This is a genomic window from Paenibacillus sp. PAMC21692, from assembly GCF_014303795.1.
GTDB lineage: Bacteria > Bacillota > Bacilli > Paenibacillales > Paenibacillaceae > Pristimantibacillus > Pristimantibacillus agaridevorans.
Window position 1 is genome coordinate 567045 of the sequence record NZ_CP060293.1, and the last position, 16932, is coordinate 583976.

The window sequence follows — 16932 nt, forward strand, 5'->3', positions numbered from 1 at the left end:
GGAAGCAAGGACAAGCCCGCCTCCCCCAAGTTCTTCCGTCTATTTTTTGGCTTTGTACCAGTCATTGACCTCGGTTGTAATATCGTCCCCGCCCAGCTTCTTCCAGTCAGCGACAAACTTATCGTATTCGCCGATGTCCGCTTGGCCCATGATGATCTTCGTGAACACTTCCTGCTTCATTTTGTCCAGCGTGCTTTTCTTGGCTGTCATCGTCGGCGTGCTCGGACCCGAATATTCGTCAACCAGGTACCTGTTATCCTTCACATAGTCGCTTACTACGTTCATGCCGCCTTTTGGGCCCGCCCACTTATAGGAAGACCAGGCTTGCCCTTCCTCATTGCCGTCTTTGAATTTGCCGGACAACCACAGCTGGTAAAGATCATAATGATGCTTCACGTCGGCAATCGGATTATCCACGTACTTCCCGGCATCCACGGATGCCTGAACGCCCCGGTGAATATTGATGAGCTCCAGCGGGTCGCTTATAATGACTGCCGCAAAAGCCGATACGTTGATCTCCTTGTTTTCGCCTCCGTACCAGTATGCGTCCAGCCGCCCTTCCGGACCATATTGCTTCTCTACCGCAAAATTCAGCAGCTTCACGAGCGCTTCCGGATGTTTGAACCCTTTGCGAACGACGTAGTAGTTTCCGACCGGAACGCCGCCCGAGGTGCTGGCCGGCTTATCGTCAAAGGAGATCAGCGGATACGGCTTCCAATCGGACTTTTCCTTCTTGTAATGATCGGTCAGCGGCCACCATACGGCGCCTTCACCGGAGTAAAACATCCCTGTTTTGTTGGATGCGATCAGCTCATATGCCTTGGCCTGATCCTTGACCGCAAATTCCGGATCGATCAGACCGGCCTTGAACATCTCCTGCAGCTTTTCCAGCGCAGGCTTGAGGCCCGGCTGAATGTCCCCGTACACCAGCCCCGATCCGTCCTTGACCCAACGGCCGGGATAAGCATGGAAGCTTTCGAAGAAGCCCATCATGGAATTCAGATCCTTATTGATTCCGCCGAGCCCTATCGTATCCTTTTGGTTGTTGCCGTCCGGGTCTTGGTTAGCGAACGCTTCAGCGATTTTGTATACGTCTTCCATCGTCTTCGGCTCCGTCAGATTCAGCTTCTTCAGCCAGTCTTGACGGATCCAAAGCATTTGGGCGCCGGTGCCGGTAAACGTTACGCCCGGAAGCGCAAGCAGCTTGCCCCCGAATGTGGAAGCTTTAATGCCGTTTCCTCCGTCATTGGAGATGACCTCCTTCGTTTTATCCGAAGCGTACTTATCGAATATGGCCGTCAAGTCTTCGACCATATCGGCGTCGACAAGCCGTTTCAGCTCATTGGCGTTTACCGTCAAAATATCCGGAATATCGCCCGAGGCAATGGTGACATTCATTTTTTGCTGCCATTGGGTTTGCGGAACGCTCCACTTATTGACAAGCTTAATGCCCAGCTCCTCTTCATAGGAGCGGTACCAGATGTTGTTGTCGATACTGTCGCCCTTCTCGAATTTAAGGGACGGCGGCAGCCACCTGGCCGTAGTCACTTCAATCTTGGACTCGTATTTGCCCAGCGGGTCGGCAGCGGTTTGTTCGTTTATGCTATTCCCTGCACCTTGGTCATTTTTGTTCCCGCCAGCTCCCTCGTTCGTGCCGCTGCTACATGCCGTTACGAAAAGAAGCTGTACAGCCGCGGCGAATAGCAGGTAACGCTTTAGACTTGCATGTTTCATGTTTCATCCCCCTTATGCTGTAAACGCTGTCACTTGCTTGAATCAAGTATAAGCCCGTTACATAAACTTTCGTAACAGGCCGTTTCTTTACATTCGCTTACCTATTTTTTACCTCGATCATTCACCGCGCGCCCGGTAATCCTGCGGCGTAAAACCGCTAGCTTTCTTGAAAAACCGCGTAAAATGCGGCGGTGAAATAAAGCCGAGCGTTGCGCTGATTTCATGAATTTTCATATCCGGTTGGAGCAGCAGCCGCATGGCTTCCTTCAATTTCGTCTCATGGATGTAGGCGAGCACATTCGTGCCCGTCGCCTTCTTGAACGCTCGGGACAAATACGAGGGATTCCACTCGGCAACCTCGGATAAACGCATGAGCGACAGGTCATCGCCCAGGTGATCGCGGATATACCCCTTCAACAGATCGATCGTCCGGTCCCGGCGTTCCGTCTGATCCTGCCGCTGCAGCTCGAAAATCGTTTGGGCCAGCCGGCTATAATAGCCGATCAGTGACGCCGAATCAAGCGGAAGGCCGGAAGGCTGCAGCAAAGGCGATAAATCAATATGAGCCGATAGGCGCTCGTGCAGATTGAAGCGGTGTATATGACGCAGAAAAACGAGCGAAAGCGCAGCATAAACCGATTCGATCCGCACAGGCTCGGCAGTGAAATGCTTCCACTCGGCATCTAAGGCTTCTTCTTGGCCGGCGGCCAAATAGTCGCCCATCAGATCCGATTTGCGCAGCATTTTCGCCCGATAAAGCTCCGTCTCGTCGAATTCCACCTGAACGAGTCCGTTCCGGTCGCCGGCTTGACGATTGCATTCATGCTCCAACATCGCCCAGCGGTCGGCGATATCCTCCCACTCGCAAGGCGAACGGTCCAACAGGCAGAACAGCGAAATATCGAAGGAGCGCAGAAAGACGCCTTCCGCATTCTCCGCATAATCCCGGACAGCCAGCTGAATATCGCTCCACATGGCGGGCTCTTCCGGCTGCTCGTCCGGGTTGCTTGCCGGCGGTTGTACGAACCAGGCGATCGTGTCTTTGCCGACAAATATATACCTCATAAGCAGACGGGAATAACCGTACTGATCCTCGATCGCTTTCATTCCCGCATGAAGCTGCGTCTTGCCGGCTTTCCATGCTCCGCGGTCAGATGCCATAAGCTTGGCCATCATAAGGAGTACGGGACGCCGCGGATCGAGCGGCATGCGCAGCTCCTCGAATTGTCCGGCTAAGTCCGGCATAACGTCGGCTTCGCCGTGGAGCAGCTCGCTTAACAGCTCGTTCTGCAGCAGCGGCAGCGATTGTTCCATTTGCTGCATCGCTTTGGCCATAAGTCCCTCGATCTGCCGCTCTCCCGCAATATCCTCCGTCAGCTTGCCGATCGTCTCCATTATTGTTTCATGACCTTCGGTCTTTAGCAGGTAGCTGGTATTGTCATACTGAATAGCCTCGTACACGTAATCGAATTCGCTATGCCCCGTCAGAAAGACGACCTTGCATCTCGGCCACAAACGGCGAATGTGCTTATGCAGCTCCAGTCCGCTTAGAACGGGCATCCGGATATCGGTCAACACGATGTCGAACTTCCCTCTCCTTATCCATTCGAGCGCCGTCTTGCCGGAATAAGCCTTGTACAATTCCAGCTCGAAAGGAAACCGTTCTTCCAAAAGGGTGTAGAGACCGTCCGCAATATCAGGCTCGTCGTCAACGATCAGCAATCGAAGCATGTTCCTTCTCCCCCTTCCATATCGCCAAGCGAATTTCCAATCCTCCGAGACGGCTGCGCCTAATGCCGATTCCACCGCTTTCCCCGTATTTCAGACGCAATCTTCGATGAATGTTCAGAAGACCGGTCGTTTCGATCGTGCTGTCATCCATCTCCAGCAATCGCTGCAGCTTCTCCAGCCGTTCGTTATCCAAGTTAGGGCCATTGTCCTGCACCAGAATCAGCAAGCAATCGTCCGCCTCCTCGAATGAAATGGCTAGAAGACCGCCTTCCTCGATATGATCGAACGCATGCTCGAAGGCGTTTTCGATTAACGGCTGAAGAATGAGCCGCGGTACCAAAACCGCCCGGTAGGACTCGGGCACTTCGCCGAACTGCGCCTTCATCCGCAGTCGGAAACGCCGTTCCTGAATTTCCACGTAGATCATGGCGTGCCTGGCCTCCTCGTAAAGCGGAACCTCATCCGAGGAATTGCGGGTAATATACCGCAAATAACTGCCCATTTGCGAGGCGAATTGCTTGGCGCTGTCATGATCCTCCACCGCTATCATGTTATACAGGGAGAAATAGCTGTTATATAAAAAATGAGGGTTAATTTGCGACTGAAGCTGCTTCAGTTCGGCGCGCTGCACTAATATTTTGTGTGTATACACCTGTTCGATCAGTTCCCGCAATTGGCGGGACATCTTATTAAAGCCTTGAAGCAAATAACCGAATTCGCTGCGGCTGTTCACGGCGACCGCCACGTCCAAATCCCCCTTCTCCATCTTTCGGAACGCCTGCAAAAGCGCCAATAACGGCCGGTGGATCATTCGGTACAGGGAAAAGCAAAGAACGATAATAAAGACGAAAAACACCGCTATTAATACCCAGAACAGTTGCTGATAACGGTACAAATTGTTAAACAGGCTTTTCTCGGGGATATAATGAATGAGCGAGAAACCGAGCAATGGCGAAAAGCGAGAGGATACGAGCACGTGATCGTCGCCTTTCCCCACGCTGCTTATCTTTTCATATCCGCCGGGCACGCCCGATTTATACCGGTCGATATACCGTTCCAAAAACGGATTCTCGTACTGATGCGTGCGAACGATAAATTCGCCGCTCGGATCGATTAGCACGGAGCCGCTATTCTCGCTGCTTTCCAGGGCGGATAACGACTTGCTCAGCTCGTTCGGGGAAAGCTCCACAATGATGGAATACAGCGCATTTTCGCCTTCGTACAGATCCCGCACCTCATGAACGAGCACGATGTACGGGATGCCGCCGAGCACATAGATGGCTTTTCCTGGATTCTTCTGAGCCAGATCGCGGGTAGCGTCGAATTGCTCGCGAGCCATCGCGCCGGCCCCCTGCATAGCGGATATCGTGCGGTCGATGGAAGGGATATGAGCGGACACATCCGATATGTAAACGCTGCTGTTCTTCAGAGCAAACAGCCTGTCCTGCAGTCGCAGGATTGCCTGGCTTTTGTCGAATTTGTTCATATAGTCCGGAATAACCGCAAGCTTGTTCAGGAACTCGTCGTTAATCAGATCGAACTGCAGCAGTTGAATCCGTTCGACTTCCTTTTCCATCGCACGTATATTCGCCTCAACCCGCGACTCCATCGAATTGGATATTTCGCGGCGCAGCGACTCCCGCCCCCCGGCGTAGAAGTTATTTCCGATCAAGACAATCGGTATCAGCAGCAAAGCCAAAATGATGGCAATGCGGAACAACAGTGAGCTCTTCAGCTTGCCCAGCCCCGTACGGATAATCCCACCTCCATTTTCTCCAAGATTACCATAAGGCGGCATTTTAGGAATACTGATAATTTTAATGGTATAAGGTTGAAGGGCTGTCGTTGTCTTTGATGCTTGACGAAAAAGGGGATCAAACGGCGCTGACCATAAGCGATAATTTGCTAGAGGCGGTTATATCGGGGCGCAAAAAGCAGGAAACTACAAAAATAGAGAAGACCGGGAATTTTCCGGCCTTCTCTAGATGGAGCATCTGATCGTTGCCGCGCGGTTTATTGCTCCGCCACACAGACGGGACTGCATGTTCCTGCACCCCTGTCTGTCTGCCCACCAGTCGGGGCCGCTGTCTACTCGTCAGTCTGCGCCCCTGTCTGCTCATCGGTCGGGGCCGCTGTCTGCCCGTCAGTCTGCGTCCCTGTCTGCCCGTCGGTCGGGGCTGCTTGCCCGCGAGCTCCCGCGTTGTCTTGCATCCGGTCTGCGGGGCCGCCTTGACCACCAAAGCCCTGACCGCGTTCAAAGCCGCCGAATCCCATGCCTCCCATTCCGCCGCGACCGCCCGGACCGTTCTCGCCCAGCTTCGAGAGATCGACCGAAGACGCATCGACGAGACGGTCCGGCGCAGCCTGCTGCCCTTCCGACGTCGACGGGATGTCGCCATCCAGCTGCCCCTGTATGCTCTCGACACGCAGCGTGCCAAGCTTGATCAGCTCCGTCACAGCCGCCTCATACTCTTGATATGTGTTAAAAGCGCTTGGATCCGCCTTCACGCGCTCCGCGATCAGCTCGTTCAAGCTCTGCACTTTTTGCTCGAACTTGCCGTCCGCAAAGTAGCCGTCGACGATTTCCTGCAAGTACTCGTGATACTTCGCCTTGTACGCCTCCACTTCCAGCAGCTTGCCGAGGATTGGCCGCTCTTCTAGCGTTACACCGGTCACCGGCGTGTCGATGGGCTGGTTGACCACATCCGAAGCCGAGCCTCCCATAAAGCCGCCAAACGCCATGTTGTAATCCCATGGCAGCATGCTGATCTGCCCGTTATTCTCGTAGAGGTAGTAATTGTGTGCCATGTTGGACGTATAGCTGTCCATATTGACAACAACCGTATGAGCCGCAAAATATCGCAGAACGGCGTCAACGTCCACGTACTTCTCCAAGTCCGTACCGCTGCTTAAATTTTTCAGCGCTTCGATGACACGCTTATGGTCCTCCTCCGTCGTCTTTGTCTCCGCGTTGTCAAAGATCGCGGAGTAGCTGGCGATCTCGTCGTCGGTATACACCAGCGAGACGCCGTTGCCTCCACCGTTCATACCGCCGCCACCGCCGCGGTTGCCTCCGCCCATGCCGCCGAACCCTCCTTGCGGAGGCGCTCCATTTGCTCCGCCGGTGCCCGGAGCCAGCTGACCCTGAGCTCCTGCTGCCTCATCGGCTGTTTCTCCGCTGCCAGCTTCTCCGCCGGGCATAGCCGTTCCGTCGTTCGTGGGCCTGTTGCCGCCCGGCATGATCATACCGCCGCCCATGCCGCTGTTGTCGTTGTTCGGCTTGTACAGCTCGCCCTCGTCTCCCTTGGCGCGGGCAAGATAACCGCTGTCGATGTCTTCGACGGCGAGATAGAAGCCCCATTCCTGGTCGTTCACCTGTATGTCGGCGAAGGCAAACAAGGGGGCGTCCACGCCGATATAGCTCATAATGTCGTAACTGAGATACTCCTTCATGTAGCTGTTATCCGTAATCATATTATTGACGACCAGCTTGTCGAGACCCATCCAGGTCTGATCCTTGACGTATTCGTCGAACTTTATCTTGAAGCTGTAGCGATCCGTCGTATCGTCGCCCGCCACTTGCCTTAAGCTGGAGTTGCCCTTCGGGCGGATCCCGACATTCTCGATCGTGGATCCATTGATTGTAATACTCGCCGAAATATACTGCTCCTCCGTCGCCGTATCCAGCATTCCCTGCCACTCTGTCTCGTCCGCTTCAATAGAGATCGACATCACCTCCGTCTTTTCCATCTCCGCGGCATAACCCGCAGCCGATGCCGTACCCGATTGACGGCTTCCTCCAAAGCTGCATGCCGCCAGCATGGCCAAGCACAAGAAAGCTGCCAGGATCTTATTCGCTTCACCCCATCGTTGCATTGCGATCGCCCTCTTTCCACACTTATTTGGTCATAGCCCCATTGTAACCCCCTATTCTTAAATGAATCTGAACCGCCGCCAGTAATAATTGCGGTAGACGATTGCACAGCTCCAAATAGAAAAAACTCCGGCGCTGACCACAAGCGCATCGGAGTCTTCTTCTATATATGTATATATGTGTCGCCCCTTATTGAGAGAGTCGAACCCGCGCCGCGCGTCGGCCTTCCACTACAAACCGGGCCGCGGCCGGCAACTGAGCCTCATTTACGTCTTCCAACGTAACGAAGCCATGAGGCTTGTACCGCTCCAGCAGCTCCCAGAACAATGGGTATTGCAGCTCGCCAAGGCCTGCAGCCGTCCCCTGCAGCCTGTTCCCGTCCTCGGAACGAACACAATCCTTTGCATGGGCGCTGACGATCCGGGGCCCCAGCAATCGGAACGCCTCGCGAACGATATCCTCCTGCCGCTCGAAGTTGCCGCCGTTCATCAGGTTGCAAGGATCCAGCACGACGCCTACGCAAGACGATGGAAATCGCTCGATCGCAGCAGCAAGCGTCTCCGAAGAATCGATCAGATGGCCTTGCGCCGCTTCCAGTCCGATCGTGACTCCCCAGCGCTCAGCTTCTTCCACCAGCTCGTCCAGGGCACGATCCAGCCGTTCGCGATATAGCGGAATAAGCGCGGCATCCTGCGGCGTTCCCACTTCTGTTGCGACGATCGGCGCTCCGAAATGGCGCGCATGGCGCAGATGCTCCTTAAAGCGATCCACATTGTACCGGTAAGTCTCGTCATCCAGGTCGATCAGACTCGCGTAACAGCCCAGCACGGCGATTCCGACGCCATGCTTCGCGAACGCGCCTCCGACTTCATTGGCAAGTCCCGGACTCAGCGCCCCAAGCGGAAACTCTATGTCCGAGATCGCCTTGCTGAGAGCGAGCTGGACATACGAGCAGTCCGTTGCGGCTATCTTGGCCGCGAGTTCCTGAAACGGCTGCCTGCCTAACAAATGAGCTAATATGCCTACCGACATCCCTTTCCCCTCCATATCCTGCTTGTCTGTTTATTCATCCTTGTCCCGCATGTCCTCGGCAGCCGCAGAAAATCCCTCTTTAAATCCTTCTTCGGGCCAATGACGGTAACGATTCAAGTCGATCCGTCCTCCCCGCTCCACCTCGACGCCTTCTTCGCCGAGGTAGAGCTCCTGCTGGAAACGCGCTTCGTCGTCCTGCACCGCGATTTCTCCCTTCGCGTTGACGACCCGATGCCAAGGCAGTCCATGCGCCGCGCTCATGCTGTGCAGGATGCGCACGACCTGCCGTGCTCCTCTGGCACTGCCGGCTTGCTCCGCGATCTGGCCATATGTCATCACGCGCCCTTCCGGTATGCTTTTAATGATGTCGATAACGGCTTTCGTGAAAGGCTGCATGGTTCCCCTCCCCCTGATCTTCTTCTTTCGGTTTTCGAATGCTTTAGATCGACGACGCCGACTTAAATCTTGAAAAGCAGACAGTCGGCGAGTTTTAGATCGATGCCGCCGACTTAAATCTTGAAAAGCAGACAGTCGGCGAGCTTTAGATCGATGCCGCCGACTTAAATCTTGAAAAGCAGCCAGTCGGCCAACTTTAGATCGATGCCGCCGACTTAAATCTTGAAAGGCAGCCAGTCGGCCAACTTTAGATCGATGCCGCCGACTTAAATCTTGAAAGGCAGCCAGTCGGCGAGTTTTAGATCGACGACGCCGACTTAAATCTTGAAAGCAGACAGTCGGCGAGTTTTAGATCGATGCTGCCGACTTAAATCTTAAAAAGCAGCCGGTCGGCGAGCTTTAGATCGACGACGCCGACTTAAATCTTGAAAAGCAGACAGTCGGCGAGCTTTAGATCGACGACGCCGACTTAAATCTTGAAAAGCAGACAGTCGGCGAGCTTTAGATCGATGCCTTCAGAATCTTCCTTTGCAGTGATACGGAAAAAGCCGCAGGTCGCGGCATCCTTCGCACACCAACAGCTTAAACCCATTGGCTACGTTCCGCAATTCCGGAATTTCTCGACTTTCTTCAAGACATTGGGGCGTAACTCCCCTTTATGCTTTCTTCGAATCGCTCCCAATGTCCTTGTTCATCAAAGAAAATGCGTTTCAAAATGTTAAGTTCCATATACTTTTACCATACCAAAAACAAAAACAAGGCGGAAGACATACCGCCTCGAAAATTTTATAATGTTGAGAAAACCCTTACAACCGGATAACCGGCCGCAAGGGCTTCAATTCTTGTCTATTTGATGCATGCTCATTGGATATGACGGGAAAGACTACAGGACTCTTCTTGCCGTGGAATAACGTTTCGAGTAATCGCTCAGCTTATTAATGCGAACGCCGTTGAAGGTGCTGCTGATCGTGTTGTGAATGAATTGTCCGTTGCCGATGTAGATGCCGACATGGCTGACCGCGGACGACTTGCCGTTATTGAAGAAGATCAGATCGCCCTTTTGCAGATTGCTCTTGGATACGTATTTGCCCGCATACTTCTGGGAAGCCGTTCCCCACTTGAGACTTACGCCGTATTTGCCGAACACGTACTTGGTGAACGAGGAGCAGTCGAAGTAGAGCTTGCTTGGATTATTTACACCGTATTTGTACTTGACCTTGCCTTGCAGCGACTTGGCAGCTGCGATAATGCCGTTTGCCTTGGCGGAAGCCGAAGTTGCCGAAGCTGTGGCCGCCTCAGCTTGTCCGATATGGGAAGTGCCGAAGGCCGCGTGACCCGACACGAGAGTTGCGCATACTGCCGTTGCGATAACCGTCTTCTTGAACCAGTGGTTTTGGTTTGTCATAGGATGATATACCTCCTGATGTCTGATTTGCTACATCCGGAGTATAGCATGCATAACTGGGCACAAGTGGTTTCTTAGTGGTTTCTCATTAGACAATACCTGCACATGGGGGAGATTATTTCCAACGGCAAACAAGAGACCGATAGAATCAGTCTCTTGTTTTTAACACTTTTTCACGCAATTAAGCCGCCCTGAAATTACAAGCTAAGTCGCTTGGCGTTCTCCAGCACCTTGCCCAGACGATCCAGGTTCTGCTCATTGCTTCTCTCGCACATAATCCGGATGGGCTCAAGCTCTTCCGCATGCCGAAAGCATTGACGAAACGTTACCCGCGTGCCGCCTTCCGCATCTTCGAACAAGGCCGTGACCTGGAACGCAGGCGCCTCGGCATGCTCCAGCACGATCCGCTCGTTCGGCACTATTTCGATGAACGTATTTCGGTTAGGATAGTCCGTCCCATCGGGCCCGTGCATAGTGAGGCGCCACACGCCGCCAGGACTAAAGTCGATTTCGTGGAACGTATTGGTAAAGCCTTCCGGTCCCCACCACTCGGCCAGTTGGTCGGGCGTCGTCCATGCCGCGAATGCCAGCTCGCGAGGCACATCATAAATCCGGGATGTCGTTAGTTCTAGACCATCATCCGCTGCAGCCGGCTCCGTCAAGGAGCGCCCGAGCGCGTCCAACATTTCGCCCGTGCCATGCTCCCGAATCTCCACCGTATCATGCCCGTCGAGGAACGCGCCTTGCTCCGTGAATATCAGCCTTGTGCCCTCTTCGACATCCAGCAGCTCGATCGTTGTAATGGAGGTCGAGATGCGAACATCGCCCATGTCCATGCTGTAGGTATAGATAATCCGCTCGTTCGGCACAATATCCTGATAGACGGCGTCGTACACGAAGAGAGGTCCGCCCTCCGCTATTTCGCCACTGCTATACTCTCGTCCACCGATGCGGAATTCGAAAATATCCGGCTTCGAGAACCACTTCACTTTAGCATCCAGGTCGGCCCATGCCTGGTACACCCCATCCCGCGTCGCAGGGTAAGTCCGTTCAACTACAAAAGTGCCATGCTTGACAAAACGTTCGCTCATTACGATTCCTCCTTAGAGCCAGGCATTCCGCCCCTTCGGGCCAGCAGTGCGCCCAACAGATTCAGCTGCCCCTCCCATTTGTTCTGCCGATCCATGATCGGTTTGTCATACTCCGCCTTCATCGTCTGCAGCAAGCCGGTGAATTCATCCGCCGATACCTGCTTCTTGCCTTGCAGCAGCTTCGCCACGTAGCGGAGCTGGCCAAGCATCTTCTCCTGCCGCCGGATGTCTTCTTGCACCCGATTAATTTGCAGATTCACCACGTCCAGAGGCTTCATGCCGCTGCCGGACATCGCCGCCTTCACTTCCTCCAGCGACAGGCCGAGCTCCTTCAGCGACACAATCTGGTAAAGACGCGTCACGTCCTCCTCGCTGTACAGCCTATGACCCGAATCTGTCTGCGAGGATGGAGAAAACAGTCCGATTCCGTCGTAGAATCGCAGCGTACGCACAGTTAACCCCGTCAGCTTAGCCAGATCGCCGACCTTCCACTGCTTCTTCATGGCTCATCCCCACTCACCGGCGCCGGCTTGCTGCCGGTAAGCCTATTATAAAACCTTACGTTACGTAAGGTGCAAGCCTCTATTTTTCAAATTCTTGAAGCAACGCCGATGCTTCCTCGTGATCCGGCTCCAGCTCCAGCAGCAGCTTCAAATAACGCACGGCTTCCTCTTCCTGCTCCTGCTCGAAGCAGCAAATCGCCAGACAATAATAGACAGTCGAGACAACCTCGTCCTTCTCGGCCTCGACAGAAGCCTCAAGAAATGTTTTCGCTTCCTTGTAGCGATCCATCTCGAACAAAATCAGACCGGCATCCAGCGCCAGATCATATTTCTGCTCCATGACATAATAAGAGGACCACATCAGCTCGATACCCCTTGTTATATCGTCCAGCTCATCCTCATACGCATCCGGCAGCAGCTCGGAGATCCGTCTCGCGCTTTGAGCGAAAAACTCCGCGTCGTATCCGCCAAGCCGCCAGAAGCCAAGAAATTGCTGAAGGCCCATCGTATCCAAGTGGCCGTCCAGCCACTCCTTTAGGCTATAGAATTCATCCGGCCCGAACCGCTCGATAACGCGACGATACGCAAGGCGAGTATGGACGCAGGCCTCCGGCCGCTCCAAACGAAGAATACAGCCTACGTTAATATTCTTGTAATGCTGCGGAGGAAATAACGCAAGCGCTCCTTGCCGCTCGAACACGTATTGAAAGGCGTGATAATTGGCCGTAAAAGAAAACCCACCGTGACGGATCAGCTCCGGAGGCGGAGCGTTCCTCCAATTGTCGATTCTATGGTCGCCCTTATCGGCCGTGATTAATGCAGAGCCTGCCGTGGACAATGCGTGTAATCGCTCCAGGCAAACGAAGCCCGAGGATGGGAACAGCAGATGGGACTCGTCCAATTCCTCCTGGTAGAAAGCAATTAAGTCGCGATAGAAATAGTCTTCCCGCTCGTATTCGGGCGCCGGACGATGCTCGTAACGCAGCGACAGCCGGTCGAGCTTCGCCGCCGCCTCTTCTCCCTCGTTTTCTCCACGCTGGGCAGAACGGATAAACACGTCGGTCTCGTAGACGCGGCCGTCTCCCATATAGAGCAGTTCCTGAGGGATGCCATCGAAGAAGTAATTCGCCACGATGACAAGGGGCTGCTTCAATGCGCCGGCGACGATTGTCTCACCAGACACCAGCAGATGAAGCTCCGTGTCCTGGACAGCATCGAACCGGGCCACATCAAGCGTGCCGTCCTCCAGAAACGGTTGCAAGGCAGGATGTTCCTTCCACGCAAGCACGTTGCTCATCGCCAGATCCGTCATCCAATAACGAAATGGCGGCAGCGGGATATCCGCATATTGAATAAGCGCGCGCAGCTCGTGCAGCACATGGCAAGCAAGCCTACCCACGCCTGCGCCCACCTCCACGATGCATACGGGCTCTTCTGCGAGGCCTTGCGTTGCCCGGTCCATCAACAGACCGAAGATCATCTCCGCATATGCGCCGCCGATCATCGGATTGCTGGTTATGTATTGAGGAACCTGGTCGTTATGCCAAGCCGTCATCCCCGCCTCTTCGTAATATTGCCGCTGAATCTCCCAGATCGGCGCCTCGCTGAACCGGTATCTCCGTTCGTTCGTAACGCTCATAACTATGTTGCCCCCGCTCTCTTATGGTTTCCCCTTGTCATCATACCTTTTTTTGCCCTCCAGCACGAATATATCTCCTACAGGACAATACGCGATTCATGTCGAATAAGGAGAGATGATGAAAATACGACCAACGACAACCTTCAAATATATTATTATATTAGCTGTCCTGTTCAGCGCGCTCATCGGACTTCGCTGGGCCTGGTCCGAGCTGTTCCATACCGAAGAGCTGCCCCGCCCCGTCGTCGACGGGGAGCTCGACATGCGCGGCATCGATCTGTCCGACTCTCCCGCCTTTTTTTTAAACGGCCAGTGGGAGTTCTATCCCCACCAATTTCTTTATCATGAAGACTTTGCGAGCGGGAACGCGGAGCATTCCTCCGTCATGGTTCAGGTTCCTGGAGATTGGAAGGACGCTCTGGCGCCCAATTCCGACAACTCGTACGGCTATGGAACCTATCGCCTGCGCGTGCTGATCGATCCCTTGAATCGTCCCATCACCATGTGGCTAAAGAACATCCAGGCAGCTTCCGAGGTCGAGATCAACGGCTTCTCCGAGGGGCCAATAGGCACTGTTACCGACAGCAAAAATAATTACGAGCCGAAGAGCATTTCTTATACGGCTTCCTACTACACCACCGGTACGACCGAGCTGAATATCTTGATTCGAATCGCCAACTATGACGAGCCGTTTAACGGGGGCATTACCCGCTCCATTCGATTCGGCTCCGCCGCCGCGGTCGACATGATCCGCTGGTACTCTATCGGCTTCCAGCTTGTCACATTCGTCGTTCTGGTGCTGTACGGCACCCTTGGTTTTATTTTATACGCCTTTAACCGAGAGGAACGCACCTTGCTTTCGCTTGGGATGCTGACGATGACAGTTGCGATTGCCATTACGACCGGTCAGGACAACCTTATGCTGCTCTGGCTGCCGATCGACTATGCCCTGGGCTTTAAGCTGCGGATTATCTCACTGCTTTGGCAGAATGTGTTTATTTTGCTCGTATTCCGAAGGTACGCCCCCGCCCCCGCCGGGAGCCCTTGGCTGCGCCGTTATGTCGCCTTGATCGCCGCTGTCACCTGCGTCTTGCTTGCGGCTCCGGCTTCGTGGACATATAGCTTCCACGATCTGTATGGTTTTATGGGCTTGTATCTTTTCTCCTTCTTCTGGTTCCTCTTTACGACAGGCAAGCTCTTGTTCCAGAAAGGTGGAGACCGCGACGTCGTCTTTCTGCTATTGACCGCAGCCGGCATTACCTCCAATATTTCCTGGAGTATAATGGAATCCAGCTACGATGTGACGACGGTCTACTATCCTCTCGATATACTGGCTTCGCTGATCGGCTTCTCGGCTTATTGGTTCAAGAAGTACTTCCGTCATGCCAAGAACAACGCCATGCTCAACGAACAATTCCGCATTGCGGACAAACTCAAGGATCAGTTCCTTGCCAATACTTCGCATGAGCTCCGAACGCCGTTGCATGGCATTATCAATATTGCGGAGACCGTTGTCGCCAAGGAGAGGGAAAAGCTTGATGAGGGCAGTCTGAGGGATATGGAGCTGCTCGTCACGATTAGCAAGCGAATGTCTCATACGCTTGGCGATCTGCTCGACGTCGTCCGGCTGCAAGAGCATCGCATCATGCTGCAACAACGAGCCGTCCCCATACAATCGATCGCTCCTGGCGTCGTCGGCATGTTGCGATACTTGACGCGAGGCAGGCCCGTCACGATTACGATCGATATGCCCGAGTCCTTGCCTCCGGCTTGGGCGGACGAACAGAGGCTCGTCCAAGTGCTGTACAATCTGCTGCATAACGCGTTGAAATATACGGAGTCGGGGACGATATCGTTATCCGCCAAACATCGCGGCGGCAAAATTGTTATCGCCGTTACGGATACCGGCGTCGGCATGGACGAAGATACATTGTCCCGCATTTTCCTCCCCTACGAGCAAGGTACTTACGGTCGTCAGGATGGAAGGGGCATCGGTCTGGGCCTCAGCATCTGCAAGCAGCTCGTCGAGCTTCATGGCGGAGAGTTGACCGTACGCTCCGTGCTCGGGCAGGGTTCCGTGTTCAGCTTCGCGCTAAAGACTGCGCAGGGCGATTCCAGCCACGTCCCCGAAGCCGCCGCTTCATTGGAACAGGATCCTGGCACAGCTCCCCTGCCCAAAGAAAGCATTGACTTATTGAGTCCAGATCTTGACAGTGCGGAGGCGCCCTCCGACTTTCCGCCGTTGCTGAGCGATGGCACCACCATCCGTATCATCGCCGTGGACGACGATCCCGTCAATCTCAGCGTGCTTGCCGGCATTTTGTCAACGGAGCTTTACACGATAACGACGGCCAACAGCGCGGGAGAAGCGTTGGAGCACATTCGAACCGCACCATGGGATCTGCTGATTGCCGATGTCATGATGCCTGTTATGTCCGGCTATGAGCTGGCTCAAGCCGTTCGCGAGCATTACAGTCTCTCCGAGTTGCCCATCTTGCTGCTTACGGCGAGCAGCCAGCCTGCGGATATCTATGCCGGCTTCCTGGCCGGCGCCAACGATTATGTGACCAAGCCCGTCGACGGCATGGAGCTGAAATACCGCATACGGACTCTTATCGAGCAAAAGCGCTCCGTTAACGAGCGGCTGCGGATCGAGGCTGCTTATCTGCAGGCCCAGATTCATCCGCATTTTCTGCTAAACGCGTTGAATTCCATCATGGCGCTCGGCGCCATCGACACGGACAAGATGCAGGAGCTCGGCAGTATGTTCGCCTCTTACCTGCGCATCAGCTACAACTTTATCAATACGAATGAGCTGGTCCATTTAACACACGAGTTGGAGCTTGTGCAGGCCTATCTGTATATCGAGAAGGTACGGTTCGGGGATCGTTTGATTGTCGAATGGGAGGTCGACGAATCCATCCATTTGTCCATTCCTCCCCTGTCTATTCAGCCGCTGATCGAAAACGCCGTCAAACATGGCATTATGAGCCAGGACAGCGGCGGGACACTCCGCCTTTATATCGAATCTACCGAAGCCGGAGCCTGGATCGAAGTGCAGGATGACGGCAAAGGCATGGAGCAGGAAGCGGCTTTCCGATTGTTAAACAAGGGGATGAATCGTCAGGGCGGTATTGGCCTTGCCAACACGAACCGACGGTTGCTGCAGCTGTACGGCCGCGGCTTGTCCATTTCAAGCCAGCCCGGGAAAGGCACAACCGTATCGTTTTTCGTCCCGTTTACCGAGCGTTAGTAAGCGGACCGCGCGCCAGGGCTAGCGAGCGACTATAGCTCGCTATAGCCATATCGCGGGTAATGGCCAGTTTTAGTGTCAGGAGCCATGGCTGCTGCAGCCGGCCACAGAATAGGCTATCGCAAAAGGGAGAATCCGCCGCCGGATTCTCCCTTTCCCGTTATATGTAACCTGACACGGGCCAACGCCAGACACACGCATCCACTGATCTCCAACCGGCACCTGGTAACTCCCGCCAATCCCCCGCTTTCCGCTTATCGCGCGCTTCGGTGCA

The 16932-nt window shown here is 54.2% G+C and carries 11 protein-coding genes and 1 pseudogene; 1 reads left to right on the forward strand and 11 read right to left on the reverse strand.

All coding sequences use genetic code 11. The features are described from left to right. Nucleotides 1-39 precede the first annotated feature (39 nt). From H7F31_RS02275 to H7F31_RS02320, 11 genes and pseudogenes are all read right to left on the reverse strand, one after another. Nucleotides 40-1734 carry an extracellular solute-binding protein gene (locus tag H7F31_RS02275; protein WP_187102830.1) on the reverse strand — a complete coding sequence of 565 codons (1695 nt, stop codon included), beginning with the start codon at nt 1732-1734 and terminating at the stop codon, nt 40-42. Between the two features lie 117 nt (nt 1735-1851). Continuing rightward, entirely contained in the window at nt 1852-3465 is a 1614-nt protein-coding gene (locus H7F31_RS02280) for a response regulator (protein WP_187102831.1), read from the reverse strand. Continuing rightward, entirely contained in the window at nt 3443-5263 is a 1821-nt protein-coding gene (locus H7F31_RS02285; RefSeq protein ID WP_187102832.1) for a cache domain-containing sensor histidine kinase, read from the reverse strand. The genes H7F31_RS02280 and H7F31_RS02285 overlap by 23 nt, the downstream gene beginning before the upstream one ends. A 290-nt stretch (nt 5264-5553) precedes the next feature. Further along, entirely contained in the window at nt 5554-7341 is a 1788-nt protein-coding gene (locus H7F31_RS02290) for a CotH kinase family protein (RefSeq protein WP_187102833.1), read from the reverse strand. A 187-nt stretch (nt 7342-7528) separates the two neighbouring features. Next, on the reverse strand, nt 7529-8371 hold the full coding sequence (locus tag H7F31_RS02295; RefSeq protein WP_187102834.1) for a sugar phosphate isomerase/epimerase family protein: 843 nt from the start codon (nt 8369-8371) through the stop codon (nt 7529-7531). Nucleotides 8372-8401: 30 nt separating this feature from the next. After that, a complete protein-coding gene (locus H7F31_RS02300) occupies nt 8402-8767 on the reverse strand; it encodes an MGMT family protein (protein ID WP_187102835.1) in 366 nt (121 codons plus the stop codon). Nucleotides 8768-9650: 883 nt separating this feature from the next. Beyond that, nucleotides 9651-10172, reverse strand: a complete 522-nt coding sequence (locus tag H7F31_RS02305; RefSeq protein ID WP_187102836.1) for a C40 family peptidase — start codon at nt 10170-10172, stop codon at nt 9651-9653. A 197-nt stretch (nt 10173-10369) separates the two neighbouring features. After that, nucleotides 10370-10858, reverse strand: a complete 489-nt coding sequence (locus tag H7F31_RS34110; protein ID WP_261800462.1) for an SRPBCC family protein — start codon at nt 10856-10858, stop codon at nt 10370-10372. Next, nucleotides 10838-11263, reverse strand: a pseudogene (locus H7F31_RS34115) (SRPBCC family protein); the annotation flags it as partial. The pseudogene H7F31_RS34115 and the gene H7F31_RS34110, both read right to left, overlap by 21 nt. Beyond that, entirely contained in the window at nt 11263-11766 is a 504-nt protein-coding gene (locus H7F31_RS02315) for a MerR family transcriptional regulator (protein WP_187102838.1), read from the reverse strand. The gene H7F31_RS02315 and the pseudogene H7F31_RS34115, both read right to left, overlap by 1 nt. A gap of 79 nt (nt 11767-11845) precedes the next feature. Then, the gene (locus H7F31_RS02320) at nt 11846-13405 is read right to left on the reverse strand and encodes a tetratricopeptide repeat protein (protein ID WP_187102839.1); all 1560 of its coding nucleotides are present in this window, start codon (nt 13403-13405) and stop codon (nt 11846-11848) included. 115 nt (nt 13406-13520) lie between these two features. Here H7F31_RS02320 and H7F31_RS02325 point away from each other — a divergent pair, with 115 nt between their 5' ends. After that, complete coding sequence (locus H7F31_RS02325) at nt 13521-16658, forward strand: ATP-binding protein (protein ID WP_187102840.1); 3138 nt, start codon at nt 13521-13523, stop codon at nt 16656-16658. The last annotated feature ends 274 nt before the right edge of the window (nt 16659-16932 follow it).